Origin of the sequence: Bryobacter aggregatus MPL3 (genome assembly GCF_000702445.1) — a bacterium.
In the GTDB taxonomy this organism is placed as follows: Bacteria; Acidobacteriota; Terriglobia; order Bryobacterales; family Bryobacteraceae; genus Bryobacter; species Bryobacter aggregatus.
Map to the genome: position 1 here is coordinate 4,108,607 of NZ_JNIF01000003.1, position 25,132 is coordinate 4,133,738.

Annotated in this window: 21 protein-coding genes; 9 read left to right on the forward strand and 12 right to left on the reverse strand. The window is 60.0% G+C overall.

The window, feature by feature from the left end:
- Positions 1–73 precede the first annotated feature (73 nt).
- The 3 genes from M017_RS0119025 to M017_RS0119035 are packed head-to-tail and all read left to right on the forward strand — an operon-like array spanning position 74 to position 3,398.
- Complete coding sequence (locus M017_RS0119025; RefSeq protein ID WP_155121496.1) at positions 74–955, forward strand: phosphoenolpyruvate carboxykinase (ATP); 882 nt, start codon at positions 74–76, stop codon at positions 953–955.
- On the forward strand, positions 952–2,313 hold the full coding sequence (locus tag M017_RS27970; RefSeq protein WP_051670494.1) for a glycosyltransferase family 2 protein: 1,362 nt from the start codon (positions 952–954) through the stop codon (positions 2,311–2,313). The genes M017_RS0119025 and M017_RS27970 overlap by 4 nt, the downstream gene beginning before the upstream one ends.
- Positions 2,313–3,398: a nucleotidyltransferase family protein gene (locus M017_RS0119035; protein ID WP_031499746.1), complete on the forward strand. Its 1,086-nt coding sequence runs from the start codon at positions 2,313–2,315 to the stop codon at positions 3,396–3,398. Before M017_RS27970 ends, M017_RS0119035 begins: the two co-directional genes overlap by 1 nt.
- Here M017_RS0119035 and M017_RS27975 read toward each other — a convergent pair.
- From M017_RS27975 to M017_RS0119055, 4 genes are all read right to left on the reverse strand, one after another.
- Positions 3,366–6,251 carry a serine/threonine protein kinase gene (locus tag M017_RS27975; RefSeq protein WP_051670495.1) on the reverse strand — a complete coding sequence of 962 codons (2,886 nt, stop codon included), beginning with the start codon at positions 6,249–6,251 and terminating at the stop codon, positions 3,366–3,368. The two genes, M017_RS0119035 and M017_RS27975, sit on opposite strands and share 33 nt — an antisense overlap.
- An 11-nt stretch (positions 6,252–6,262) precedes the next feature.
- Positions 6,263–6,892 (reverse strand): PEP-CTERM sorting domain-containing protein, encoded by a 630-nt coding sequence (locus M017_RS0119045; RefSeq protein ID WP_031499748.1) that lies wholly within the window; start codon positions 6,890–6,892, stop codon positions 6,263–6,265.
- Between the two features lie 10 nt (positions 6,893–6,902).
- Positions 6,903–7,799, reverse strand: coding sequence for a right-handed parallel beta-helix repeat-containing protein (locus M017_RS0119050; protein ID WP_031499749.1), 897 nt, complete (start codon positions 7,797–7,799; stop codon positions 6,903–6,905).
- A gap of 72 nt (positions 7,800–7,871) precedes the next feature.
- A complete protein-coding gene (locus M017_RS0119055; protein ID WP_238325947.1) occupies positions 7,872–8,495 on the reverse strand; it encodes a sigma-70 family RNA polymerase sigma factor in 624 nt (207 codons plus the stop codon).
- A gap of 11 nt (positions 8,496–8,506) precedes the next feature.
- Between M017_RS0119055 and M017_RS0119060 the strand changes: the two genes are divergently transcribed.
- Positions 8,507–11,287, forward strand: coding sequence for a M14 family metallopeptidase (locus M017_RS0119060; RefSeq protein ID WP_031499751.1), 2,781 nt, complete (start codon positions 8,507–8,509; stop codon positions 11,285–11,287).
- 4 nt (positions 11,288–11,291) lie between these two features.
- Here M017_RS0119060 and M017_RS0119065 read toward each other — a convergent pair whose 3' ends face one another.
- Complete coding sequence (locus M017_RS0119065) at positions 11,292–12,386, reverse strand: Gfo/Idh/MocA family protein (RefSeq protein ID WP_031499752.1); 1,095 nt, start codon at positions 12,384–12,386, stop codon at positions 11,292–11,294.
- 35 nt (positions 12,387–12,421) lie between these two features.
- Complete coding sequence (locus M017_RS26895; protein ID WP_035957876.1) at positions 12,422–12,835, reverse strand: putative toxin-antitoxin system toxin component, PIN family; 414 nt, start codon at positions 12,833–12,835, stop codon at positions 12,422–12,424.
- A gap of 18 nt (positions 12,836–12,853) precedes the next feature.
- On the opposite strand from M017_RS26895, the gene M017_RS0119075 reads away from it, so the two are divergent.
- From M017_RS0119075 to purB, 4 genes are read left to right on the forward strand one after another with little or no spacing between them, the layout of a single operon-like run.
- Positions 12,854–13,546 carry a tRNA(His) guanylyltransferase Thg1 family protein gene (locus M017_RS0119075; RefSeq protein ID WP_031499754.1) on the forward strand — a complete coding sequence of 231 codons (693 nt, stop codon included), beginning with the start codon at positions 12,854–12,856 and terminating at the stop codon, positions 13,544–13,546.
- Positions 13,547–13,549: 3 nt separating this feature from the next.
- Positions 13,550–14,350 (forward strand): SDR family oxidoreductase, encoded by an 801-nt coding sequence (locus M017_RS0119080; protein ID WP_031499755.1) that lies wholly within the window; start codon positions 13,550–13,552, stop codon positions 14,348–14,350.
- A 25-nt stretch (positions 14,351–14,375) separates the two neighbouring features.
- On the forward strand, positions 14,376–15,158 hold the full coding sequence (locus M017_RS0119085) for an MBL fold metallo-hydrolase (RefSeq protein WP_035957877.1): 783 nt from the start codon (positions 14,376–14,378) through the stop codon (positions 15,156–15,158).
- A 9-nt stretch (positions 15,159–15,167) separates the two neighbouring features.
- Entirely contained in the window at positions 15,168–16,475 is a 1,308-nt protein-coding gene (gene purB / locus M017_RS0119090) for an adenylosuccinate lyase (protein WP_031499757.1), read from the forward strand.
- 266 nt (positions 16,476–16,741) lie between these two features.
- Here the strand turns inward: purB and M017_RS0119095 are convergent, their stop codons facing one another.
- Positions 16,742–19,081 (reverse strand): DUF2339 domain-containing protein, encoded by a 2,340-nt coding sequence (locus tag M017_RS0119095; protein ID WP_031499758.1) that lies wholly within the window; start codon positions 19,079–19,081, stop codon positions 16,742–16,744.
- Between the two features lie 161 nt (positions 19,082–19,242).
- Here M017_RS0119095 and M017_RS27980 point away from each other — a divergent pair, with 161 nt between their 5' ends.
- Positions 19,243–19,680: a response regulator gene (locus M017_RS27980; protein WP_162179980.1), complete on the forward strand. Its 438-nt coding sequence runs from the start codon at positions 19,243–19,245 to the stop codon at positions 19,678–19,680.
- On the opposite strand, the gene M017_RS0119105 is transcribed toward M017_RS27980, so the two are convergent.
- The 5 genes from M017_RS0119105 to M017_RS0119125 form a co-directional block, all read right to left on the reverse strand.
- Positions 19,677–20,648: a RidA family protein gene (locus M017_RS0119105; protein ID WP_031499760.1), complete on the reverse strand. Its 972-nt coding sequence runs from the start codon at positions 20,646–20,648 to the stop codon at positions 19,677–19,679. The genes M017_RS27980 and M017_RS0119105 overlap by 4 nt on opposite strands.
- Positions 20,635–21,705: a sugar phosphate isomerase/epimerase family protein gene (locus tag M017_RS0119110; protein WP_031499761.1), complete on the reverse strand. Its 1,071-nt coding sequence runs from the start codon at positions 21,703–21,705 to the stop codon at positions 20,635–20,637. The genes M017_RS0119105 and M017_RS0119110 overlap by 14 nt, the downstream gene beginning before the upstream one ends.
- On the reverse strand, positions 21,705–23,207 hold the full coding sequence (locus M017_RS0119115; protein WP_031499762.1) for an amino acid permease: 1,503 nt from the start codon (positions 23,205–23,207) through the stop codon (positions 21,705–21,707). The genes M017_RS0119110 and M017_RS0119115 overlap by 1 nt, the downstream gene beginning before the upstream one ends.
- 148 nt (positions 23,208–23,355) lie before the next feature.
- Complete coding sequence (locus tag M017_RS29970; protein ID WP_202901669.1) at positions 23,356–23,517, reverse strand: hypothetical protein; 162 nt, start codon at positions 23,515–23,517, stop codon at positions 23,356–23,358.
- Between the two features lie 416 nt (positions 23,518–23,933).
- A complete protein-coding gene (locus M017_RS0119125) occupies positions 23,934–25,112 on the reverse strand; it encodes a dipeptidase (RefSeq protein ID WP_051670498.1) in 1,179 nt (392 codons plus the stop codon).
- Positions 25,113–25,132 lie beyond the last annotated feature (20 nt).

Sequence of the window (25,132 nt, forward strand, 5' to 3'; positions counted from 1 at the left end):
ATTTGCTCTGGGAAAACAACGACTTCGTGCGCGGTTTGCGGGCGAGGCCTTAGTTTCGCATCTGACACGGGCAATGGCCCATCTGACGGTGCCTGATTCCACCGCGACGGTAAGCGTTACTTGTTTCGATTCGGCTTCGACCGGGGTTGCGATGCATCCGCCTCCTTGGGACCAGGATTCCTATCTGGCGAATGGGGCGATTCGGGGCTGGGGCCAGGGCCGTTACCGGGCGCACTATATCCAGAGTCAGCATCTGTTGCATTTGATGGATCTGGAGAGCGGCTGTGCGCTGTATTGGACGCAGAATCGCAAGTTTGTGCCTTGGTGGGAGCAGACCTTTCCTTTCCGGCAATTGATTCATTGGGGCATGGAGAAGCGAGCGTTGCAGCCGGTGCATGCGGGCGCGGTGGGCTTTGCCGATGGCGGGGTGTTGTTGGCGGGAAAGAGCGGGTCTGGGAAATCGACGTCGACCTTGAGCTGTTTGCATTCGCCTTTGCTCTATGCGGGGGATGATTACGTTTTGCTCGATCATGAAGGCGAAGAGCCTTGGGTGCATAGCTTGTATGCGACGGCGAAGGTGGTGCCGGACAATTTGCATCGCTTGCCGTGGTTGCGGGATTGGGTGGTGAATCCGGAGGAGTTGGGCGAACAGAAGGCCGTTGTCTATGTGAACGAGCAGGCGGCCGAGCGGGTGTCACGAGGGTTTCCGATTCGGGCGATTCTGTTACCGCGGGTGACGGGGGAGAAGCGGACGCGGATTGTTCCAGCAACGGCGGGGGAAGCGATGCAGGCATTGGCGCCGACCTCCGTGTTTCATCTCAATGGTGATTCGATGGGAATCATGCGGAAGGTGTCGCGGGTGGTGCGAGCGGTTCCAGCGTATTGGCTGGAAGCGGGGACTGAACTCGAACAGATTCCGGACGCTATTTGTGGGTTACTGGGGAGGCGCGCATGATTTCGGTTGTGATTCCGGCCAAGAATGCGGAGCGATTTCTTCCGGTGGCCTTGGCGAGTGTCGATGAGCAGGGTCATGAAGATTTTGAGATTCTCGTCATCGACGATCACTCGACGGATGGCACGGCGGAGATCGCCAGACGGCATCCGCGAACGAAACTCCTCACGCTGGAGGGAAAGACCGGACCGGGAGCGGCACGCAATTTGGGGATTGAGCGGGCGCAAGGGGAGTTTGTTGCGTTTCTCGATGCCGATGACGTTTGGACTCCCTACAAGACGCGGGTGCAGACCGCGCGCTTGTTGGCACAGCCACATCTCCAGGGGGTGTTGGGGCGGGCGCGGTGGGTGGCGATGGGCGAAGGGGTGTTGCCCAGACTGCGCTATGAAACCGACGAGGATTTGGTTCCGATGTATCTGTTTGGCGCGGGACTCTTTCGTAAATCCTATCTGGAGCAGTTGGGGCCGATCGATGAGGGCTTGATCTACGGCGAGGATCAGGACTTCTTCATGCGGGTGCTTGAATCTGGCGAGCCGATTCTGACCCTGCGCGATCAGGTGATGGAATACCGGATCCATGGCCAGAATATGACGACCGGGATGACGCAGCAATCGATGAATCTTGTTGCGGTTCTGCGGAAAAGTCTAGCGCGCCGGAAGGCGGCTGGTATAGGGGCCTTACGAACCTGGAAAAGCCTTGATGAGTTTGCGACCGCGATGATCTCGGTGGTGATTCCGGCTTACAACGCAGAGAAGACGCTGGGGCGTGCGATTGAGAGCGCGCTGGGGCAGACGCTGGCGCCGCTCGAGGTGATTGTTGTCGATGATGGATCGAGCGATGGAACGGCAGCGGTTGCGCGCAGTTTTGGCGAGCGGGTGCGGTTGTTGGTGCAGCCGAATGGAGGAGTTGGGGCAGCCCGGAATACCGGCATTCTGGCCTCTGTGGGAAACCAGATCGGGCTGCTCGATAGCGACGATGTGTGGCGTCCAGACAAGCTCGAGAAGCAGTGGGCGGCGCTGACGAAAGCGCCTTATCCGGAACTGGTTTTTGGACAGGTGGAGCAGGTGGTGGATGCGACGGGAGTGGTTTTGGGGCAGCAGCCGGGCGTCAATGCGACGGGGTTGCTGGCGCGGCGCAGTGTGTATGAGCGTGCCGGGTTGTACCGGCCGGAACTGAAGGCTGGCGAGTTTGTGGATTGGTATGCGCGAGCGGTGGAGGCGGGGCTGAAATCGGTGATTCTACCCGATGTGTTGGCGGAGCGCCGGCAGCGTTCGGACAGCATGATGGGAGCGAAGCCCGCACTGGCACGAGAGTACTTGCGCGTGTTGAAGGATTCGCTCGATCGGAGGCGTAAAGTTTAATGCTGGACGTTCTCCTGCTCGAAGCCGCACTTGCACCGAAGGTCCGGGCGATCAAGGCTTGGCAGGAGTGGTATGCCGCAACGCAACTGGAGCATGTGCCAGGGGCTTCTTACCGTTTGTTGCCCTTGGTGCATGCGCATCTGGTGGAAGTGGGGTATGCGGGCAGCGAACTCAGCCGGATCAAGGGGATTCGGAAGAAGCTTTGGCTCGAAGGGGAGCAGCGGGTGTATCGCGGTGTTCCGGTATTGCGGGAGTTGCAGGAACGATTTGGGCGTGTGGTGTTGTTGAAGGGTGCGCCGCTCGCCTCGCTTTATTATCGGGATTTTGGGTTGCGGGCGATGCATGACCTGGATGTTCTGGTGGAGGAAGAGCGGGCGATCGATGTGATCGATTTTCTGATGCAGCAGGGCTGTGAGATTGATCTACATCCGACGCCGTTGCGGCTGGATGCGGAGTTTACGACCTTCCGGCATGGGGCAGGCTTTCGGCATCCGGGCGGGGTGGAGTTCGACATCCATTGGCGGATGTCCTATCTGGGGTCCAGACCGGGGATCGATGGCCCGGTGCGGGAGAAGGTGGAAGCGTTTCCGTTGAAGGGGGGCGAGTTCTGGACGCTCTGCACCACGGATCACTTCTTTCATACTTTGATCCATGGGATCTTGTACAACCCATCGCCGGCATCGCGGTGGGTGGCCGATGCGGTGTGGATCTTGCAGTCGGGGTGTCCCGTTGACTTTGGACGGATTTCGGAACTGAGTGTTCATTACGGTGTGGAACCGTATGTAAGCGCGGCGCTGGCTTGTCTGCGGGAGCAGTTTGGCTTGGATGTGCCGGTGCTGGAGTTTGGTCAGACCTCGTTCTGGAAGCAGATCGAGTTTCGGCGTGAGACGACGGACTGGTATGAGAGTGGACCGCATGTCTTTGTGGCGAGTACGCTTTACCGCTATGGGCGAACAGGTGCGTCGTATTGGAATCTGCCGCGCCTCATGCGATTTTGCCAATACCAGATGGATTTGACGACGATGGAAGCGGTGCGGGAGCGGGGGCGGCGTTTAACGAGGCGACTGCGCGGTGGTGGTGTTTAGGTAATCGCGAGTCTCCTGCGCGATTTTCCGGTGGGAGAACATAGCGGCAGCATTGCGTACGGGAGCCCAGAGGGTGAGGGCATGTTGGGCCGCCTCGCGCGCTTCGCCGTGTTGCCCGAAGCTGCGGTGAATGGCCGAGAGTTCGGCGTAGGCACGGGCGAGGTGTGCGGCGCGGGGTTCGGAATTCGGGTCGGAACGGAAGAAGGCTTCTGCGCGGGCGATGGCGCGGCGGGAGAAATCGAGTGCGGTGGTGCTGTCCTTACGGGTGGCGTAAAGATCGGCGAGCGCTTCTTCGGTGACGAAGGCCTGGACGGTGAGACTACCACTGCCGCCGCTCATCGCTCCTTCGGCATCGGCGATGGCCTGCTGGTATTGGCGGATCGCTTCGTCGATGCGGCCAAGAGCACGGAGGCGATGTCCAGCGTATTCGCGGGCCATGGAGAGCTGGGCTGCGACGGGAGTGGATTTGGGGTTTGCGGCGTAGATCGGTTCGATGAGCGCAATGGCTTCGCTGAGGCTGGCCAGAGAAGAGCTTTCGCCTCCCGGGTCGGGCTGGACCATGCCGAGACGCGAGAGGCACATGGCGAGATCGTAGCGGGCATTGGTGTCCTGGGCGTCGGATTGAACGAGTTCGCGCGCGAGGGTGACGGCTTTCTGACTGTAGGCGCGGGAATCGGCGTAACGCCCGAGGTTCGGCATCCAGGCGAGGCCGAGGACGGTGGCGTAGTTGCCGTAGTTCACGAGTAGGCTGCGCTTGGAGACGGCATTGTTGGGGTCTGCGGCGAGCAGGGTTTCGCGGATTTCAATGGCCTGACGGTAGGCGTCTGCCGCGACTTCGAGATTGCCAGTGCGCATGGCGTGGTTGCCGAAGGTGGCAAGGCCGCCGCCGTAGTGTTGTTTCAGTTCGAGCTGATTGGGGAAACGACGGACGAGTTCACTGTAGAGCTGCACCATGCGGGTGGCGTGGTGTTGGGCGGCTGCGAACTGGTCTGGATTGACGACGTAGACGAGACGGCTTTCGATGTGGGCTTCGTGCGTTTTGGCGATGCGATCGTCGGGAGAGATTTGTGCGAGGCGATGGGTGAGGGGGAGGAGCTTCAGGTAGGATGCTTCGGCGACTCCCCGGTTGCCGATATGGTTGGTGTTTTCCGCGAGTGCGGATTCGATCTCAATCCAGCGCTGGAGGAGTTGTGGATCCGACGGCGCTTTCTCATAGAGAGGGCGGAGGAGGGATTCTGCGTGGAGAAGGCTTTCCCGGGCACCGGCGAAATCGTTGATGCTGGGGCCAAAGATATCGCCCTGGATGTTGGCGAGGCGGTAATAGGCGGCGCTGAGGGTGAGGCGGAGGCGGGGATCGGCGGTACTTTCCTTTTCGAGACGGGCGAGATAGTCGAGGGTACTCTTGACGATGGCGCGCCGGGCGGCGATGGCGCCGGGGAGAACCTTGATGGAATCGTGGATCTCAAAGAGAGAATGGTTGGAGAGTTGTAACAGGTCTGTGGCGCGGAGTTCGGCACGGAGGCGTTGCTGGTCTGCAATGCCGCGCTGAGTGGCCTCGGCTTCGCGAGCGGCCATCGCTTCTTTTGATTGGTGCTCGGCACGGCTGCGCTCCTGGAGCGCGATCTGGCGTTCGGCAAGAGCGGCCTGGGTGGCGGCATTCGCTCGACGGGATTGGTCGACGGAGATTGCGAGACCGACCACCAGACTGAGGATGACAGCTGTGGCCGCTCCGACCTCAAGCCAATTGCGGCGCAGGAACTTTGCACTGCGGTAGAGATAGGAATCCTGCCGGGCGGCGATGGGTTTGCCATCGAGATAGCGTTGGATGTCTTCGGCGAGCAGATCGACCGAGGAATAGCGGCGTGCCGGATTCTTGCGCATCGCCATGAGGACAATGTTGTCGAGGTCGGCGTTGAGTCCGGAGGAAATGGAACTGGGGCGGGTGACTTCGATTTCGCAAACGGCGCGCTCCACCTCGGAAGGAGTGGAAGAGGTAATGGACTGGGCGCGGCGGCCGGTGAGCATTTCAAAGAGAACGGCCCCGAGCGCATAGACGTCGGCCGCCGTGGTGACGGGGAGACCACGAACCAACTCCGGGCTGGCGTAGTCCGGGGTGAAGGGGCGATGGGGCAGTGCGGTGGTGCTGCCGTCGCCTTCATTCGAGAGCAGTTTGGCAACCCCAAAGTCGAGGAGCTTGGGGGTGTGATCGGCATTGACCAGGATGTTGCCAGGCTTGAGGTCGCGGTGCACGACGAGATTGCGATGGGCATAAGAGACGGCCTCGCAGACACGCAGAAAGAGGCGGCAGCAGGCGGCGGGCGAGAGCTTCTGCTCGCGACAGTAGACGTCGATATTTTTGCCATCGACGTATTCGAGGATAAAGAAGGGACGGGCGTCGGGGGTGGTGCCAGCGTCGAGAAGACGGGCGATGTAAGGGTGCTCGAGGTTGGCGAGAATCTGCCGTTCGTGACGGAAGCGGGCGAGGACTTCAGCGGTGTCCATGCCGCGTTTGACGACCTTGACGGCGACCTGCTTTTGGAACTGATCGTCGTCGCGAACGGCGAGATAGACCGTACCCATGCCGCCGCGGCCGATCTCATGGAGGACGCGATAGGGACCTAGGCGCTGGCCGGTGAGGTTGCGATCATCGAGCAGCAGGGCGGCTTCGTCATGCACCGCATCGGCGATGGCGTCGGTGCTCCAATTGTCTGAGGCGAGCAAGGATTCGATGTCGGCGCGCAACTCGGTGTCGCCTTCGCAAAAGGTGTCGAGAAAGGCGGAGCGGGCGTCAGGAGCCAACTCCGCCGCTTCTAAAAAGGCACTTTGCACCCGGATCCAGCGCGCGTCGCTCATGAGTATCTACGTTAGCGAATTCGGCGCCATACCGAGATTGCCAGCAGGCCGATGCCAAGGCTGAGGCAGGTGGCCGGTTCGGGGAGTTCGGCGTCATCGAGCTCGACACCGCGCGTTGTCCCCTGGACCCGGAAGGCCATCTGCTGGAAGCCGGGACTGTCGCTTGTGATGTTGGGAACTCCACTTGGCTGGAAGCGCGCATGGGCCGAGGGGTTCTCGTTGGTGGCGGACCAATAGACGCTGAAGCCTGACCCGTCGGTGAGGGTGGAGCCAGAGTGCAGTTCCAGCCAGTAGTTGCCAGCGGCGAGAGTGATGCTGCCGAGCGAGAATGTGGCGAGGAAAGCGTTGCTGTCGACGCTGGTGACCGGGGTGGCCGTGGCGGTGGCGATGAGGTTCCCGACGGACTGCGAGGCATCGGTATAGAGGGCCCAGGTGACGGAGTTGAGATCGTCCTCGAACTGCGCCTGGTACCAGAAGTCGATCGTGTTGAGGGTGGAGTTCTGGGTGAGGATGAAGTTGTCGGCGACCCGGTAGTTGGTGATGTCGATCGCGTTCGGATTCGGCGGCGATTGATCGTAGAGCAGCGCCGCCTGGAGCGGCGCACTGAGGCTGAGGGCCAGAAGAAGGTGGTGGATTTTCATCGGGATTCTCCTAGCGCAGGGAGGCGGCCAGCGCGGGCGCTCCATCGACGACATTGCCAGCAAAGATGTTGGTGCGGAAGGTGTAGATACTGGCGTCTGCGGGGGAGATGCCGGTTCCGTTCTCCGTGAAGGATGAACCGTCGAGCCGAATGTTGGTGGGCCTTACGTTCAGGAAGCTGACGACCAAGCCTTGGCCGTTCGAGCTGACGTCGGTGTTCTTGAGCAGGACGCTGGAAGAACTGGCGAAGGAACTGACTTGTATCCCCAAGGTGTTGTGATGGAAGTTCGAATTGCGGATCATCGCGGTGACGCTTTCGAGATAGAGACCCTTGGTGGCTCCAAAGGCAGAGACATGATCGAGGTAAGTATTGCCGCCCCCACTGACTCCTTCGACTGCCAATGCCACCGTGCCGCCAGAGACGGTGATGTCCTTCAGATAGACGTTAGATCCGGTGTCGATCTGGAATCGGGCTGTGACGCCAGAGTTCCGGGTGTTGATGGAGACATTTCTGAGACTGATGGTAGAAACGCCGAGCAAGGAACTGGTGAGCGTGGCGGTGAAGGCTGCCGCATTGGAGGGCGGAGTCTCGATGGTGATGTCCTCAATCGCGACGGTGGCGCTGGTGACCGTGACCGTAAGCTGCTGCAGGATGGCTCCGGGAACGCCTTGGAGCCGGATGGATTTGGCGATGCTGAGGGAGCCGAAATTCCCAGCGCTGAGAGCGTGGATGGAGCCCGATTCGTTGGTCTTGTTATAGGCGGCCTGCATGGTGAGGCAGGGAGAGCTTTGTGTGCAATTGTTCGAGTCGTTGCCTGTGGCAGATACCCAGGTGGTGGTGTTTTGAGCGAAGAGGCTGAGGCTGGCGCCGCAGCATAGGCCGAGAAATTTCAAAATCCGTGTGGTCATGATTCCCTCCAGAAATCAGCGAATGAAAATCGCTTCAATGGGAGTGCGGAAAAACGGGTAGGAAATTGGGAATTATTTTTTGCGATTCAGTTCGCGGTGGAGCCAGGCTTGGGCAATGCGGAGCTCGGAGCGGACTTTGTCGACGGAAAGCTCCAGTACTGCAGCGGACTCTTCTGCGGTGAGCCCTCCGAAGAAACGCATTTCGATGAGGCGGGCCTTTTGCGGATCGTGGCGTTCGAGGGCATCGAGAGCGTCGTTGAGGGCGATGATGTTCGTGGGTTGATGGGCGGAGGCGGCGTCAAGCGCCTCGTTGAGCGAGAGATGCTGTTGCCCAGCACCGCGTTTGCCGGCCAGACGGGCGCGCGCGTGGTCTGTCAGGATTTGCCGCATGAGACGGGCGGCGACGCCAAGAAAATGGCCACGGCTGCGGTAGTCCGGCTGGTTTTGTCCGATGAGCCGCGCGTAGGCTTCGTGGACCAGAGCGGTGGGCTGGAGGGTGTGTCCGGTTCGGTCCCGGCGGAGGGCTCCGCTCGCCAACTTCTTCAGTTCCGTATAGACCAGCGGCATCAGGCGATCGAGTGCTTCTTTGTCGCCGGAAGCGAATTCCTGCAGGAGTACGGTGATGGGGCGGCTGGTCATTGCGCGAGTCCGGGTGAGCCTCGTCTTGGGATGCAGCGGCAAATGAATTTGCGACAATCGCGAGATATATGCATCTCCGACAGTGGCTCCTTCCGAGCCTGCTTGCCCTGGGTCTGTGCCTCCCTGTAGAAGCTCAGCGTAAGATTACCACTCCAAAGGAGGAGTTCGGTTTCCATATTGGCGACGACTACATGCTCGCCACTTATACACAATTTGAGAAGTACGTTCAAAAGCTTGCCAAGGAATCTGACCGCATGAAGCTTGTCAGCATTGGTAAGACCGCAGAAGGCCGTGAGCAGTACATGGCGATTGTCTCGTCGCCAGCAAACATCAAGAACCTAGCGAGGTTGAAAGAGATTTCGCACAAGATGGCGACGGCTGAGGGTGTGAGCGAAGAAGCCGCCCAGGCGATGGCGAAAGAAGGCAAGGCGGTGGTGTGGATCGATGGCGGGCTGCATGCCACCGAGGTGTTGGGCGCCGCACAGTTGATCGAGATGATTTACCAGATGAATTCGCGTAGCGATGAGGAAACGCTGCGGATTCTGAACGATGTGGTGATTCTGTTTGTCCATGCGAATCCCGATGGGATGGAGCTGGTGAGTACGAATTACATGCGCAATCCGGAGCCGGCCAAGCGCCGCTATGTGGCCGAACGGCTGTATCAGAAGTATGTCGGACATGACAACAATCGCGACTTTTTCATGAGCACGCAGAAGGAGACGCAGAATATCAACCGTCAGCTTTATCTTGAGTGGATTCCGCAGATTCTGTATAACCACCACCAGCAGGGGCCGGCGGGAACGGTGTTGTTCTGTCCGCCGTTCCGCGATCCGGCGAGCTATTTTTACGATCCGTTGATGATGATTGGGGTGGATCAGGTGGGGGCGGCGATGCATGCCCGCTTTACGGTGGAAGGGAAGCCCGGATTTACGACACGCGAGGGATCGAACTTCTCAGTTTGGTACAACGGCGGGCTGCGGACGACGGCTTACTATCACAACATGATTGGCTTGTTGACGGAGTCAGCCGGAAACCCGACGCCGATTGACATTCCGTTTGTGCCGTCGCGCCAGTTGCAGAGCAAGACGACCCCGTACCCGATTGCGCCGCAGGAGAAGTGGCATTTCCGGCAGTCGATTGAGTACTCGGTGACGGCGAACCGGGCAGTGCTTGATTACGCTTCCCGTCACAAAGACAATCTGCTTTACAACATCTGGAAGATGGGAACGAACTCGATCGAGCGCGGGAAGCAAGATCACTGGACGATGACGCCAGCGAGAATCGATGCGCTGAACGAGAAGATTGCGAAGGAGCGGATTGGCGCGGACCGGGGCGGCATTGATCCGGCGACGGGCGTTGGCGGCGGAGTGGTGCCGGCGAAGTATTATCAGGAACTGATCAAGCCGGAGCTGCGCGATCCGCGCGGCTATATTCTGCCGGCGGACCAGGCTGATTTCAATACGGCCGTGGTGTTTACGCAGACCTTGCAATGGATGGGGATCACGGCGCACCGGGCGACTGCCGACTTTACGGTGGCGGGGAAGACCTACAAGAAGGGGTCGATTGTGTACCGGGCGGCGCAGGCCTTCCGGCCGCATTTGATCGATATGTTTGAGCCTCAGAATTATCCGAACGACTTCCGGTATCCGGGCGGGCCGCCGATTGCGCCTTATGACAGCGCCGGGTGGACGCTGGCTTATCAGATGGGCGTGAAGTTTGACCGGATTCTCGATGACTTCAATGGACCCTTTGAGAAGATCGAGGGCTTGATCCAATTGCCCGAGGGCAAGGTGAGTGGCGCGGGCGCGGCAGGGTATCTCTTGAGCCACAAGGTGAACGATAGTTTCAAGGCGGTCAATCGTCTGCTGGCTGCGGGCGAAGCCGTGTATTGGCTGAAGGATCCGCTGCGGGTGGGCGATGTGGTGTTCGAGGCGGGAACGATTTATGTGCCGTCGCAGGCGAAGACCGCGCAGACGGTGGCGGCTGTTGCGAAAGAAACCAATGTGACCTTTGTGGCCGCGGCGCAGAAGCCGGTGGGAGATGCGCTGAAACTGAAGCCGATCAAGATCGGACTTTGGGATAACGTTGGTGGTTCGATGGCCTCGGGTTGGACCCGCTGGTTGTTTGAGCAGTACCAGTTTCCGTTTGAGCTGGTGTATCCGCCCTCGCTCGATCAGGGGGATTTGCGCTCGAAGTTTGATGTGCTCGTGTTTGTGACTGGCGCGATTAGCGAACGGGGACGTTTTGGTGGCGCTGGCGGCGGGGATGTGAGCACGATGACCGCGGAGTGGCGGGAACGCCAGGGCCGTGTGACCCGGGAGAAGACCGTGCCGCAGTTGAAGAAGTTTCTCGAGAGCGGCGGGACGGTGTTGACGATCGGATCGTCGACCGGACTGGCGCAGATGCTGGGCTTGCCGGTGGGCGATCAGTTGGTGGAGCGGATGGCGAATGGAGCTGAGCGCCGCTTGCCGAACGAGAAGTTCTATGTGCCGGGTTCGGTGCTGGAGGTGGCGATCGACAATACGAATCCGCTGGCTTATGGCATGGAGAAGAAGGCGGATATTTTCTTTGAAGATAGTCCGGTGTTCAAGCTGAAGCCGGATGCGGGCCTGCAGAATGTGAAACCAATCGCCTGGTTTGACAACAGTAAGCCGCTGCGCAGCGGTTGGGCCTGGGGCCAGCAGTATCTCGAGGGCGGCGTCGCTGTGGCGGAGGCCAAGGTGGGAGAAGGGAAGTTGTTCCTGTATGGGCCGGAGGTGATCTTCCGGGCGCAACCGCATGGGACCTTCAAGCTGTTCTTCAATGCCTTGTATTACGGCACGGCGGAGCAGCGGCGGCTCGAGAAGTAAAACGCTACTTGCTGGGCGGGTGGGCGTGGACGATCTCTTCGGCTTCGACAGGAGGCATTTCGTATTCCTGTCGCCGGGTGGGCCGTGTTCCGCGTTCGAAGGGTTCGAGGCGAACGGTCTTGCGGCTGCGCATGGACCGGAGGAGCGCATCGACAACCCGGAGGTCGGCCCACCCTTCCTGGCCGGAGGGCTCCGGTTCCTCGTGATTGAGGACGCAGCGAGTGAAGTAGTCGAGTTCGGCGCCAAACTGATCGATGCGGTCGAAGTGCTGGGCCCGTGTTTCCCCGTCTCTGGTGACCTTGAGGGTTTTCGGCTGGTGGTAGGAAAAGGCAGGCGTCAATCGCAGAGAACCTTTGGTGCCGATGACTTCATAGTGGTCTGACGGCGATGCTCCCATGCTGCTGGTGAAGCTGGCTAAGCGGTCGCCGGGGAAACGGAGGATGGCGGAGGCCATCTCGTGGACTTCGTCGAAACGCGAGTCCTCAGAACTCCCGCCGATTGCGCTCACCTCGATTGGCTCGGTGCCAAAGAGGTAGCGGGCGGCATTGACCGGATAGACACCCAGATCCATCAAGGGGCCGCCGCCCAAGTCTCGCTTCAGACGGATATTGCCCGGCTCGACTTGCTGGGAGAAGACAGAACTGAAGAAGCGAGGTTCGCCGATGATGCCGTCGCGGATGATCTCGATTGCTTTGAGGTTGGCCGGTTCAAAATGAAGGCGGTAGGCAACCATGAGGCGGATGCGATTGCGCGCGGCAATGTGGATCATGGTTTCGCACTCTTCGGCTGTGCTCGCCATGGGCTTTTCGCAGAGGATGTGGATTCCGGCGCGGGCGGCACGGGCGGCGAAATCGCCGTGCATGCTGTTGGGAAGACCGATGTAGACGGCATCGATGGCGCCGCTGGCGAGCAGTTCGTCATATTGGGCGTAGGTACAAGTACGGCTGACGCTGTACTGTTTGCCGAGTTCGTCTGCCTTTGCGATATCGCTGCTGACCAGTGCGGCCAGGACACTGCTCTGGGCATTTTGAAAGGCGGGGAGGATCGATTCCTGCGCGATCCAACCGAGGCCGACGACGGCATAGCGAAGAGTCTCCATAGATAGGAGAGACTTCGGCGGAGCCGTTGCCGTTTCTAAGCTGCGCCGAGCCAATTGTGGGCGGCGAGGAATTGACGGGAATTGACGATTTGCGCGTGAGCCCAGGGAGCGGGGAAGTCCTTGAGGTTGCCGGTGACGATGTAGCTGGCTTGGGATGCCAGCGCACATTCGAGGATGCGGTTGTCATCTTCATCGCGGGCTTCAGCGAGGGTGATCTGCGGGTGGAACGGGAGATGTTTGGTTTCGAGACGAGCGAGCAGATGGTCGATCTGGGTGCGGAGCTTGGCGAACTTTGGGCGATGGAGGACCTCGCGGTATTCGGCCCAAAGCTGGGGACTGGTGGCGATGTCGAAGTGGCCTGTGCAACCGAGCTCCAGCACGCGATCTTCGAGGCCACCGGGCTTCCAGCAGGCGGAAATTAGTATGTTGGTATCGAGAACCACGCGCATCCCCACCTACCCTAACGCATGAAAGACGAGATTGGAAAACGGATCAAGCAGTATTACGAGGATGCGCTGCGCATCCAGTTGCCACGGCAGACGCATGTCGTGTTGCGTATTGATGGGAGGAGCTTTCATCAGTTCACGCGCGGATTGGAGCGGCCCTATTGCCGGCCGCTGGCCGATGCCCTGGACGCAGCCGCGCAGGCACTTTGCGAAGAGATGACCGGTTGCCGCTTTGCCTATGGGCAGAGCGACGAGTATTCGTTCCTGCTCACCGACTTTGAGCGGGAGAAGAGCAAGATGTGGTTCGAGGGCAACCTGCAGAAGATTGTTTCGGTGTCGGCAAGCGTGTTTACCGGAGCTTTTGCGCGGGCCTTTGCGAGCCGGGAGATTGCTAGTTTTGATTGCCGCGCGCTGGTGATTCCGCAGGCGAGCGAGGTGGCGAAATATTTTCTGTGGCGGCAGTTGGATGCCTCGGCCAATAGCTTGAATATGCTGGCTTCGGCTCACTATTCGCATGCGGAGCTGCTGGGAAAGAGTGAGCCGGAGAAGCATGAATTGCTGCATGCGAAGGGTCTAAATTGGGCCAAAGAGCCAGCGGACTTCAAGCGGGGGCGAGCGGTGCTGCGGGGCGAGGACGGAAAGTGGGCCGTGGATCGGGAAATTCCAATTTTTCAGCGAAATCCGACATATCTGGGGCGCTTTTTACGCTTATAGGATATGAAGATTTTGCTGGCCGGGATGGCCGGCCAGGTAGGGCGTCGCGTCCATCGGCTGTTGGTGGCGGCGGGACATGAAGTGAGGGGAGTTAGCGGGCGCGCGGTGGATTTGACGCAGCCGCAAGCGGCGTATGGGCTGGCACAGGGTTGTGGCATTCTGGTGTCCTGCGCCGGAGCGAGCGTTTCTATTTGGCGGGGGGAGCGGCGGAGTTTTGAGGATGTCGATCCGGTGATCCATGCGGCACTGCTTGAGGAAGCGGTGCGGGCGCGGGTGTATCGTTTTGTCTATCTGGGGGTGCACCTGGAAGGCCGCGCTGCGCATACCCATTTCGTGCGAGCGCATGAGCGTTTTGTGAGTCTGTTGCGGACGGCTCCGTTGAGCGCGACGGTGATCCGGCCGACCCGGATGTTCAGCTCTTTTCAGGATCTGGTGCCGCTGGCCCGGTGCGGCGTCATGCCCTTGTCCGGAGATGGCCAGGCGAGGATGAATCCGATTGATCCGCAAGATGTTGCTGATTTGCTGCTGCGGCATCTGCACGCGGGGCCTGCGGACGTGGATTGCGGGGGGCCTGAAGTGCTGACCCGCGAGGAGATCTATCGCGTGATCGCCGAGAGCCATGGGAAGAAGGTTTGGATGCCGCGGGTTCCGGCCGGGCTGGTGCGGACGCCGGCGGGGCTGTTGCGTCCCTTCCATCCTCGGGTGGCGGATCTGCTGGAATTCTTCCATTTTGCGGCTGCTCAGGATTGTATTGCGCCGGTGATGGGGCAACGAAGGCTGAAGGATTATTGGCGTAGCTGCTAGACTGGCTTTTCAAGTAGCTTTTTGAGTGTCTTCTTCCTTCCGATTTCTGATTCTTGCCAGCTCGAGCGCTGGAAACTCGGCTTATCTTACCGACGGCCATACGCATTTGCTGGTGGACTGCGGTTTGTCGCGCCGCGAGACTTTTTTGCGTTTGCAGAATGCCGGGGTGGATCCCGATTGCATTGACGCGATTTTGATTTCGCATGAGCATAGCGACCATGTCACCGGGCTGGGCGCCATCGCGAAGAAGCTGAAGAAGCCGGTGTATCTGACGCAGGCGACCGCGAATTCGCTCGAGCCTGGGGCCGAGCAGCAATATTTTCAGCCGATTGCGGCGGGCTCGCTGCTGCAGATCGGGACTTTTTCCGTGCAGTCGTTTTCGCTGCCGCATGATGCGGTGGACCCGGTGGGCTATGTGTTCCAGAGCGAGGGCCGCAAGGTAGGAGTTTGCACGGACTTGGGTTATATGCCTGATTCGATCCGCTTCCATCTGCAGGATTGTGACCTGCTGCTGCTGGAGAGCAATCACGATCTTGAGATGTTGAAGGTGGGGCCTTATCCGTGGAGCCTGAAGCAACGGGTGATGTCGCGGCGCGGGCATTTGTCGAACGATGTGGTGAGCCAGTTCATCCTCGATGATTTGACTCTGCGGACCCGGCATTTGATCTTAGGGCATTTGAGTGAGCAGAATAATGTGCCGGCGCTGGCCCATATGGTGGCGGCGCAGGCCATTGAGCGCCGCGGATTGGGCCAACTGGAATTGACGGTCGCCGAGCCGCGTAAACAATCGGTAACTTTTGAACTTTAGCGGGAGAACATGATCCAACGTTATACGCGCCCGGAGATGGGCGCCATCTGGTCGGAACAGAATAAGTATCAGTCGTGGCTTGAGGTGGAGTTGGCGGCGTCCGAAGCGCTGGCCGAACTGGGCCTGGTGCCACAAGAAGCAGCCGCTTCTTTGCGCGCGCATGCGGGTTTTGATGTCGCTCGCATTGCCGAGATTGAGCGCGAAGTGAAGCATGACGTGATCGCATTCACGACCGCTGTCGCCGAACGGATGAAGGAGAAGGGCGAGGCGGAGCAGTCGCGCTGGCTGCATTATGGCCTCACTTCCAATGACGTGGTGGATACCGCGCAAGCTTTGCAGATTGCGCAAGCCAGCAAGATCATTGCTGCCGGACTGGAGACGGTGCTCGAAGCGCTGAAGAAGCGGGCCTTTGAGCATAAGGATACGATTCAGATTGGCCGGACTCATGGTGTGCATGCCGAGCCGATTACCTTTGGGCTGAAGCTGGCGAATTTCTATGATGAGCTGCGGCGTAATGCGGCTCGTTTTGCGGCTGCGGCTGAAGAGATTCGGGTGGGTAAGACTTCGGGCGCGGTCGGCGCGTTTGCGCATCTGACGCCCGAGAGCGAAGAGAGGATTTGCGCGCGGCTGGGCCTGAAGGCTGCGCCGGTGTCGAGCCAGGTGTTGTCGCGCGACTTGCATGCGCACTATATCAGCGTGCTGGCGCTGATTTGTTCGACGCTCGATAAGATCGCCATTGAGGTGCGGCATCTGCAGCGGACCGAAGTGAGGGAAGCGGAAGAGCCGTTTGCGCCGGGACAGAAGGGTTCGAGCGCGATGCCGCATAAGAAGAATCCGATTGTGTGTGAGCAGATTTCGGGGCTGGCTCGGGTGGTTCGTGGCAATGTGCAGGCGGCGTTTGAGAACATCGCGCTGTGGCATGAACGCGATATTTCACATAGCTCGGTGGAGCGGGTGATTCTGCCGGATTCGACGATTCTGACGGACTATCTGCTGTCGAAGACCGCCTGGCTGGTGAATGGGTTGAAGGTGAACGAGGAGCGGATGCTCGCGAACTTCAATGCGACGCTGGGGATCGTTTTCAGTGGCCAGTTGTTGCTGGACCTGGCTGAGGCCGGGATGTTGCGGGAGACCGCCTATAAGCTGGCACAGGGCCATGCGATGCAGTGCTGGGATACGGGGACCGATTTCCGCGATGCGGTGCGTGCGGATGCGGATGTTGCCAAGTATCTGAGCAGCGCGCAACTGGATCATACCTTTTCGGCAGAGCGGCAGTTGCAGAATGTCGGGAAGATTTTTGATCGGGTGTTTGTTTAGAATCCGCTTCATGGGGAATCCTGAGGGGCAGCTTCGGCTGCCCCTTTTTGATTGGAACGGGGGCTGGAGCGATGAGGTATTGGCGCCACATGGGCGTCGGCAATCGAGAGCCGTTGATCCGGGCCACCCACACAAGAATTGATCGACACTGAGGTCGAGCAAAATCGCTCTTCGTACTGCCTTGAGGTGTATGCCTTGGCGCTCGCGGGCTACTGGCGGAGTCTTTTCGAACTTGTCTTTGGTATCGCAGGCCCATTCTGCCTGAGTTAGATCAGCTTTTCGAGGCGGTCCTTGAACCGGGTGTAGATCCAACTGGCGGCGATCAACAGCAGGCCCAAAATGAGGAAGCTGAGGATGCGGGCTAAGCCGGTGAGACCGCTGAGGTCGTAGAGGAAGAGCTTCAATATGCCGAGGCCGAAGAGGGCGAGTCCGCTGAAGCGGAGCCAGCGCTGCTGTAAGGAGAAGCCGATGCCGAGCATCGACGCTCCGGCGAGTCCCCAGCCAATCGAGATCCATTCGCGCTCCAGTTGCTTGCCAATGAGGAGCGCGGTGAAGATTGGTGTTGCGAATTGACTCGCTTTGGTCATTCGCGGAGCGAAGTGACTGCGCGCGCCGAGTAGTGCGTGGATCGCGATGAGCGGGATGCCAGTGCGGAGGCGTGCGCTGTTGTTGAGATCGCCAGCAAGGTAGGCGACACATGCGAGCCATAGTGCGACCAGTCCTTGCGCCGCCATGCCGAGCGGCTGGATGGCGAGTAGCGCGGCGGCGTAGGCGAGCAGCGAAAGAGCTAGCCATTGCGCTGGTGCTTGATAGTAGAGGAGATAAAAGGGGATCGCTGCCGCAACCGTGAGGTAGAGTTGCCGGAAGAGCGGCAGATCGGTTTCGAGCCTGGCCATGCCGAAGTAGAGCAGCGTGAGCACGAGGCCAATGGGCGTGTCGTGGTCAGATGTGAAGGCGAGGTATAAGAGGATGGGCAGGGCCAGGGTGAGGCGCGGCGCGATGGGAAGGCTCGGGTGGGCCGGGTAATATCTGGCGATCAGAGCGCAGGGCAGGGCGAAGATGAGGGCGTGCCAGAGCTGTGGGACTGGATCGTGGAGGTAGATTAGCGTGACCAGTAGCGCTGCGACGATGCGGCAGAAGCCATCGAGCTTGTGGCGGGTCCAGATGCCGCCCGCCGTGTAGACGAGCGTCGCGAAGACTCCTAAGAGAACCCATAACTTGATGGGGCCCCAGTGTGGGACGCTGTCGCCGCGTCCTTCATAGGAAAGGGCGAGGAGGGCGAGGATGAAGGTCGCATCGAGCAGATAGCTGTAGTAGGTGAAGATCTTCTTGCTTTGCCTGGTGCCTAACCAGAACAGGAATTGGGCCTGGAGCAGGATGCCGAAGGCCTGGCCGAGTTCTTTGAAGCGGAAGAAGATCGCCGCAGTGAGGGTGAGGTTGGTGATCAACAGCGAAGCGATGGGGCCGCTGCCGGTGACTTCGTCGATCTCGTTCTGCGCCTTGCTGCCGAGGCCCATGCGCCAGCGTGCGAAGGCTGATGCGGCGAAGGCAAGGGTGGCCCAGGTGAGGACGTAGCCGTAGTGGGTTTCTGATTGGTCGCCCACGAGCAGACTGGCGCTGACGAAGCCAATCGCATTGAGTTGGGGTAGGACCGGGATGCCGCGCTCGCGGGCCTGGGTGAAGAGGTCGTAGGCTTCAAAGACGATCCAGAGGAGCCAGAGCGTGGGGTCGCCAAAGTTGTTGATGAGGTGGGGGTGTCCGGGGATGAGGAGGTAGGCGGCGTAGGTGACGAGCAGGTCGCCGAGGACGAGCCATCGCCAGGCGAAACGCCAACTGACGATCAAGGCAGCGACGGCGAGGATGGTCATTGCGGGCAGGACGATGGGGAGATCGCGGTGGATGAGGAAGGCGATGTAGGCCAAGAAGAAGGTGGCTCCGGTAACGCGTTCGTCGCGGTAGACCAGGGAGTGGGCGACCATCGCTGTGGCGACGGCGAGCAGGACGGCGAGACCGTAGATGGGATTGTCAATAACGTGGGTGGCTTCGATGCCGTGGCTGGCGAAGGCGGTGAAATAGAGACCGGCCCAGCCGATGGCGATGAGCCCGAGCGCCCAATGTTTGAAGTGTTGCCAACACTTTTCGACGACGATGCCGCCGGTGAGGAAGATGAGACTGATGGAAACCGCGAGGAGGAGTCTGCCGAGCGGGCCGAGCAGACCGAAGGAGTAAGTGGGCAAGAGGGCGAGCCCGATGATGAGGATGAGTGCGCCGAGTTTGAGCAGCCAGTTTTCGCCGAGGCGGGATTCCCAGGAGAAGTCGGGAGGCGGCTCTTCGTAGTGGAGGTTGGGAGTGAATTCTACTGCGGCGATGGGAGTTGGGGGCGCTTCTTCGTAGGTTGGCGGAATGGGAAGGGGAACTGCTTGGGGAATGGGTGGCGCTTGCATGCCGTTGTGGCGTTCGAGGTTCCAGATGCGCTGGGTGAGTTGGGCCACTTGTTGTTCGAGGAGGGCGATGCGGTCTGGGGAGAGTTGCGCGTCTGGACGGAGGCTGATCCGGATTGCCCAGGCGATCATCGCAATGACGAGAACTGCAACCACGAATTCCATGTGCGGCTAGTGTATCTCAGCGCACGGGGATGGTTTGCTTAGTACTAGTAGTATGGTCTGGCCAGGACTGTCTTTCGGCCAGAAGTTTCCCCTAGAAAAACATTGCGAAATCCATATACTGTATGCAGAGCTTTGAGCTCCAAACGAAAAAAAAGTCGAAAATGTCGTTCACCCTCCAACTCGCCCCGAAAAAGCCCATGCGCCTGGCCCGCGTACTGTTGGCTGATGATAATCCGACGGCCCGATTGACCTTGCAGACCGTATTAGAAGCTAGTGGATATAACGTGGATGCGGCGGCCAGCGCTGCCGAAGCCATGGAGAAACTGGATACGGAAGAGTACTCCCTGGTGCTGAGTGGCCGGGATTTAGAAGCGCCCGATGCGGGATTCCGCATTCTTGCGCATGCGAATACGATGACCTATCGCCCCGCGACGGCCGTGTTTGATTCCGAAAGCGATGCCGATGTGGCACAGGAGCCGGGGAAACGCCCGGTGCTGGTTTCTCCTGAAGATCTTCCGGAATTGCTCGGACAGGTGGCGGACTTGATCAGCCGCCGGGCCCGCCGGCAGGTGCGCCGCGAATTGCTGGTTGCCGGTTAGTTCTGCAGGACGCCGACTGCCTCGAGCGCAACCGTCGCTTCATTCGATCCCACTCCTTCGACCACGCTGAGCGGGCCGAAGTGAGTTTCGAGACCGCGGCTGACGCCGTACACCCGTTTGATGAGCAGCTTGGCGCTGTTCGCCTCGAGTAGTTTGAGGAGCCGGGTTTCGAGCTGTTCGGCGTCCGATTTGCCACTGCCGAAGCCAATCAGCGTTCCTGTGAGGACCAGGTGCGAGGCGTCGCCACTGCTGCGCCTGCTGGCCGCCTCGCAGCGTGCGAGACCACTGCCGGTGGCCCGTTGTACTTGCACGAGGCTGCGCGCGGCGGCGGGGAAACGGGTGGCGATCGCCTGATCGAGAGCCGCTGCGGTATCGAGCGAGCTGACGAAGCAGGAGACGGCAAGCAGTTCTCCTTTCAAACTGGCGAGGCTTTCTTCGAGTAGCGGGAGAACTGCGTTGGGATCGCCGGAATTGCCCAGTGCTTTGACGACTTCGCGTGAGCTGATCCAATCGATGCCGTGGAAATTCTGCGGACGGCGGTCTTCGGCAATCGCCTCGATCAGGACTTGCGCGCCGTCGAGGGGCAGCGCGCCAACCTGGACAATCGAAAGAGCCGGGAGCGGCTGTTTCCAATCGTTGAACTGTTCACTGACGATGGTCGTGATGCGGCGGGCGTCGCCACGTCCGGCCACGAAGACACGCAGCTTGACGAAGGTGGCTCCACGGGTTTGCTTGCGGAGCGCGGTGAGCGCTTCTTTGGCCTGCTGGCTGAGGAGGCCTTTTGCCGACATCGGACTGGTGAAGAAGACGAGCCGGGAACTCTCGACGTGGATGGCCGCGGGCGGGTCGGGGAGCAACTCGAGAACCTGCGTGGGCGGCTCTTTCTTTTCCTTCTTCTCCTTGCGGCTCTGCGCGGTTGCCAGCGTGGCGAGCAGGAGGAACAGCGAGATGAGTTTAACTGCGGACACCTAAGTTCAACTCCTGGCGGGCATAGCGGATGCTGCGTTCCATATGTTCCTTCTGTTGGTAGGCTAACGCAGCCTGATAGACAGGTGGAGTGGGGCGTCCGGGGGCGTCTTCCTGCACCACGGTCTTTTCGTAGGGCCTGCCGCGTTTGGCGATAGCGAGGAAGCGGGCGTACTCTTGGGCGCGGGCCTTGGGATACCAGCGCGCCCACCAGGCGTCGTCGTAGACGGGCAGGATGGCGGGGGCGCGGCCTGTGATCGGTTTGATAAAGATGTGGACGCTAGGATTTAAGAGCTGGCGGGCACGGGCGATGATCTGTTTGAAATCGATGGTGCCTTCGCCGAGGGGGACCCATTGGACGGCGATGCCGTCGGGGTGGTTGTAAACGACGGAGTCGCGCAGGTGGAAGGTGAGGACGTAGGGGGCGAGGGTTTCGAGCGTGAGGAGCGGGTCTTCGAGGGTGAAGACGGGGTTGCCGGTGTCGAGATAGGTGCCGACGAAATCCTTGCCTGCCTGCTCGATGATGATCTTGTGTTCCCATGCCTGGAAGTCTTTGTGGACTTCGATGGCGATCTTGAGATTGGCATCGAGGACTTCCTGGCGGACGGTTCTGAGGACCTTGATGCCAAGCTCCATATTCGCTTCGATGTCGGGGAGGGGCAGCTCATTGCGGAAGCTGGCGAAGAGGCTGCGGACGATGGGGGAGCCGCAGGCCTTGGCGCGCGCGATGTTGCGGCGGAGCGTTGCGACGACGGCATTGAACTGATCGGGAGTTTTGGGGAGGATGCCGCTGCCGCCGGTTTCGATGTGGAGCTTGCTTTCCTTCGCCCAGGTTTTGATGTCGGCCCAGTGTGCGGGGTCGTTGGTGGCGGGGTCGAGGGAATCCTGGAGGAAGAGCGCGTCGAGATTCCAGGCAATGGCCTGGTCGAAGTGCTGGCGGTCTGTCATCTTCAGACCGCGCAGACAGTAGGTGTTGTAACCGATGGGGATGCGATCGGGCAGGCTCGCCTGGGCCAGAGCGGGAGCGGCGAGAGAAGCGAGAAAGTTGCGACGTAGCATTAGATCTCCTGGGCGAGCGAACTGCGGGATTTGGAATAGGCGAAGTAGATTGCAAGGCCGATGATGAGCCAGATGAAGAAGGCGATCCAGGTCTGGAGCGGCAGACCGAGCATCAGGACCAGACAGAAGAGAATCGAGAAACCGGGGACCCAGGGGACGAGGGGAACGCGGAAGCCACGGGCGCGGTCGGGCTGGCGGCGGCGCAGGATAATGACACCTGCCGAGACGCTGGCGAAGGCGGCGAGGGTGCCGATGTTGGCGAGTTCGGCGAAGGTGGCGATGTCCCAGATGCCGGCGGGGATGCCGACGACGAAGCCGGCGATCCAGGTGCTGACGTGCGGGGTGCGGAACTTCGGGTGGACCTTGCTGAAGAGGCCGGGGAGCAGCTTGTCGCGGGACATCGCAAACCAGATGCGGGCTTGTCCGTACTGGAAGACCAGTAACGAACTCCACATTCCGATGAGAGCGCCGAGGCTGACGAAGACGCGCAGCCGGTTGTAGCCAATGTCCTTGAGCGCCTTGGCGACCGGTTCGTCGGTGGTGCCGAGGGTGGTGTAGGGGACGATGCCGGTGAGGACGAGCGCGACGGCGCCGTAGAGGAGCGCGCAGACGAGCAGAGTGATGATGATGCCCCAGGGCATGTCGCGCTTGGGGTTCTTGCATTCTTCGGCCGCTGTCGAGACGCTATCGAAACCGATGTAGGCGAAGAAGACGATGGCCGCGCCTGAGATGATTCCAGTGGTGCCATTGGGGGAGAAGGGAACCCAGTGTGCGGGGTCGATGGCATTGGCCGCTCCGAGGACGAAGGCGAGGATGGCGAGGACCTTGATGACGACCATGAGGGAGGTGGCGTTCGCGCTTTCGCGCACGCCGCGGATGAGCAACCAGGTGAGGAGGATCATGATGAGGAGGGCGGGGAGGTTGAAGTAGGCTCCGGTGATTTCCCCACCGCGGAAGGCGGGGCCGGACCACTCGGGAGGGAGGCGGACGCCGAGGAGATTGTCGAGAATGTCGTTGAAATAACCGGAGAAGCCGACGGCGACGCTCATGTTGGAGACGGCGTATTCGAGGATGAGATCCCAGCCGATGATCCAGGCGAAGACTTCGCCGAGTGTGGCGTAGGCGTAGGTGTAAGTGCTGCCAGCGATGGGGATCATCGAGGCGAGTTCGGCATAGCAGAGGGCGGCAAAGCCACAGGCGAAGGCGACGAGGAGAAAGCTGATGACGACGGCGGGTCCGGCTCCAGGGCGGCCGATGGTGGAAATGGCGTCGGGACCGTAGCGGAGGAGATCGAGAACAGGAGCGTGGAGGACGCTCTGGTACTTCATGGTGACGCCTGCGGCAGCGGTGCCGGTGAGGGTGAAAATGCCGGAGCCGATCACCGCACCAATGCCCATCGCGACCAGGCTCCAAAGGCCCAGAGTCTTCGAGAGTTTATGGTTGGACTCTTCGCTTTCGCGAATGAGTGAGTCGATCGACTTGCACCGCAGCAACTGGCTCATCGCTGTAGTGTAATGCAAGGGGCGAGAGGCGGGTCAATGGAAACGCAAAAAGGGCCAGTGGCGTGGAGGCGCCGCTGGCCCGCTTTGCATCCCTAGCAGGCTCGGAGGGGAGGCCCGGTCGGGATGCATGTCTTTTGGAGAAGGAAACTTAGCGCTTGCGCGACTGGCCCTTCACGATTTTCTTCACTTTTTTCTTTTGGGAACCGCGATCCACGCCGGGGCCGCGTCCGGTGATGGCAGGGGCTGCCTTGCGGGCGGCGCGCTTCAGCTTCTTACGTTCGTCTCTGTCTTTTACGTGCTTCGTGTTCATCTTGTCGAAATATCCAAACTTGTAGGGTAGCGCATCTTGGGGGGAAATGCGAGTTTCGGGGAGGGAGGGGTTGTTGAAGCTTCGGGACTGGTCCGCATCATGGAAGCATGAAGAGCAAAGATGCCGCAGCAGTGGCGCTCGGATTGCACGGCGGTCCTGCGCGGGCTGCTCAATGACGCCTGAGCAGCGGAGCGAGAGTGCGCGCAAGGCGGTTCTTGGCCGGTGGACGAAGGCTTCCTGAGGGAATTCTGAACCACCTGATCGAAGGATTTCGAGATGGCTGGATCTCTATCGTGACGGTGATTGGTATAAACGATTTCCTGATTTCACGCTCGTCGGGTCTGGCGAATTTCCAAAGACATTTCTGACCTCTGACATGAAACCATACGGTACTGAGGTGAACGACTAGAAACGCGCTACTTTGTGATTTCACGGAAGACGCGGAGCATGTTGCCTCCGAGGAATTTGCGGATGCGGCTTTCGCTCCAGCCTCGCTTGAGCATCGCTTCGGTCAACATCGGGAGATCGGAGATGTCGTGCATGCCGCGCGGGAGTGTGGGGCCTCCGTCGAAATCGGAACCTAAGGCGACGTGGTCTTCGCCGATGATTGCGATTGCCTTTTCTACGACCGCGATCCAGTCTTCAGGGCCAAAGAGCACCTCGTCTGGCATGTTGAGACCGACCATCGGGAATTGCGGTGCAACGTGCTTGTCGATCTCCTCAATGCTCATCGTCTTCTCCCGCTTGGCAATGTCGGTGGTGTCCCAGAAGGGCTTGCCCGCATGCTGAGTGCGCCAGTCGAAGGCTTTGCGATTGTGGAACTCGTTGCCGATCTGGAAGCCGATCACACCGCCCTTTGCCGCGAGCTTGCGCATGAGGGCTTCGGGCATGTTGCGGGGGATGTTGTTGATCATCCGCAGACCGTGGTGCGTGGCGACGACCGGAGCTTTGCTCAGGTCAATGGCCTGCGAGATGCTTTCGTCCGAGGCGTGCGAGACGTTGATGACCATGCCGAGACGATTCATCTCCGCAATGACGGCGCGGCCGCGCTCGTTGAGGCCGTTGTACTTGGGCTTCGAGCAGCAGGAATCGGCGAAGTTGTTGGCCCAGTTGTGCGCCGAGAGTTGCGCGGAGCGCAGACCGAGGCGGTAGAGGTCGCGCAGAATGCCGAGATCGCCATCGAGATCGAAGCCACCTTCGAGGTCGAGGACGGCAGCGATCTTGCCCGAACGGTGGATGCGGTCGATGTCGTTCGCGTTGCGCGCTAACTCGATGGTGGCTTTGTTCCGTTCGAGCTGTGTGAGCGCGAGATCGATGAGTCGGAAGGTTTGCTTGGTTTCAAGGCGCTGCGGGTAGTAATCCTCGGTGACAAAGATGGAGAAGAACATCGCGTCGACGCCGCCTTGCTTGGCGCGTGGCAAATCGAATTGGCCGTCGCTGACACGGGTGCCGATGTCGCCGCCGTGATAGAACTGCCGGTTGATGACGTGCACGTGGGCATCAAAGACAAAGGCATCGTTGTGGAGCTTTTGTGCTTTTTCACTCACGGTTGCCAGAAGCAGGAATGGGATGAGCAGCAGTTTCAGACTTGACATCTGACTAGAAGTTTATAATG

What these genes read in the sequence shown, in the direction of transcription:
- M017_RS0119025 (WP_155121496.1), top strand. Translation starts at nt 74, where the DNA reads ATGGCCCATCTGACGGTGCCTGATTCCACCGCGACGGTAAGCGTTACT.
- M017_RS27970 (WP_051670494.1), top strand. Translation starts at nt 952, where the DNA reads ATGATTTCGGTTGTGATTCCGGCCAAGAATGCGGAGCGATTTCTTCCG.
- M017_RS0119035 (WP_031499746.1), top strand. Translation starts at nt 2,313, where the DNA reads ATGCTGGACGTTCTCCTGCTCGAAGCCGCACTTGCACCGAAGGTCCGG.
- M017_RS27975 (WP_051670495.1), bottom strand. Translation starts at nt 6,251, where the DNA reads ATGAGCGACGCGCGCTGGATCCGGGTGCAAAGTGCCTTTTTAGAAGCG.
- M017_RS0119045 (WP_031499748.1), bottom strand. Translation starts at nt 6,892, where the DNA reads ATGAAAATCCACCACCTTCTTCTGGCCCTCAGCCTCAGTGCGCCGCTC.
- M017_RS0119050 (WP_031499749.1), bottom strand. Translation starts at nt 7,799, where the DNA reads ATGACCACACGGATTTTGAAATTTCTCGGCCTATGCTGCGGCGCCAGC.
- M017_RS0119060 (WP_031499751.1), top strand. Translation starts at nt 8,507, where the DNA reads ATGCATCTCCGACAGTGGCTCCTTCCGAGCCTGCTTGCCCTGGGTCTG.
- M017_RS0119065 (WP_031499752.1), bottom strand. Translation starts at nt 12,386, where the DNA reads ATGGAGACTCTTCGCTATGCCGTCGTCGGCCTCGGTTGGATCGCGCAG.
- M017_RS26895 (WP_035957876.1), bottom strand. Translation starts at nt 12,835, where the DNA reads ATGCGCGTGGTTCTCGATACCAACATACTAATTTCCGCCTGCTGGAAG.
- M017_RS0119075 (WP_031499754.1), top strand. Translation starts at nt 12,854, where the DNA reads ATGAAAGACGAGATTGGAAAACGGATCAAGCAGTATTACGAGGATGCG.
- M017_RS0119080 (WP_031499755.1), top strand. Translation starts at nt 13,550, where the DNA reads ATGAAGATTTTGCTGGCCGGGATGGCCGGCCAGGTAGGGCGTCGCGTC.
- purB (WP_031499757.1), top strand. Translation starts at nt 15,168, where the DNA reads ATGATCCAACGTTATACGCGCCCGGAGATGGGCGCCATCTGGTCGGAA.
- M017_RS0119095 (WP_031499758.1), bottom strand. Translation starts at nt 19,081, where the DNA reads ATGGAATTCGTGGTTGCAGTTCTCGTCATTGCGATGATCGCCTGGGCA.
- M017_RS27980 (WP_162179980.1), top strand. Translation starts at nt 19,243, where the DNA reads ATGTCGTTCACCCTCCAACTCGCCCCGAAAAAGCCCATGCGCCTGGCC.
- M017_RS0119110 (WP_031499761.1), bottom strand. Translation starts at nt 21,705, where the DNA reads ATGCTACGTCGCAACTTTCTCGCTTCTCTCGCCGCTCCCGCTCTGGCC.
- M017_RS0119115 (WP_031499762.1), bottom strand. Translation starts at nt 23,207, where the DNA reads ATGAGCCAGTTGCTGCGGTGCAAGTCGATCGACTCACTCATTCGCGAA.
- M017_RS29970 (WP_202901669.1), bottom strand. Translation starts at nt 23,517, where the DNA reads ATGAACACGAAGCACGTAAAAGACAGAGACGAACGTAAGAAGCTGAAG.
- M017_RS0119125 (WP_051670498.1), bottom strand. Translation starts at nt 25,112, where the DNA reads ATGTCAAGTCTGAAACTGCTGCTCATCCCATTCCTGCTTCTGGCAACC.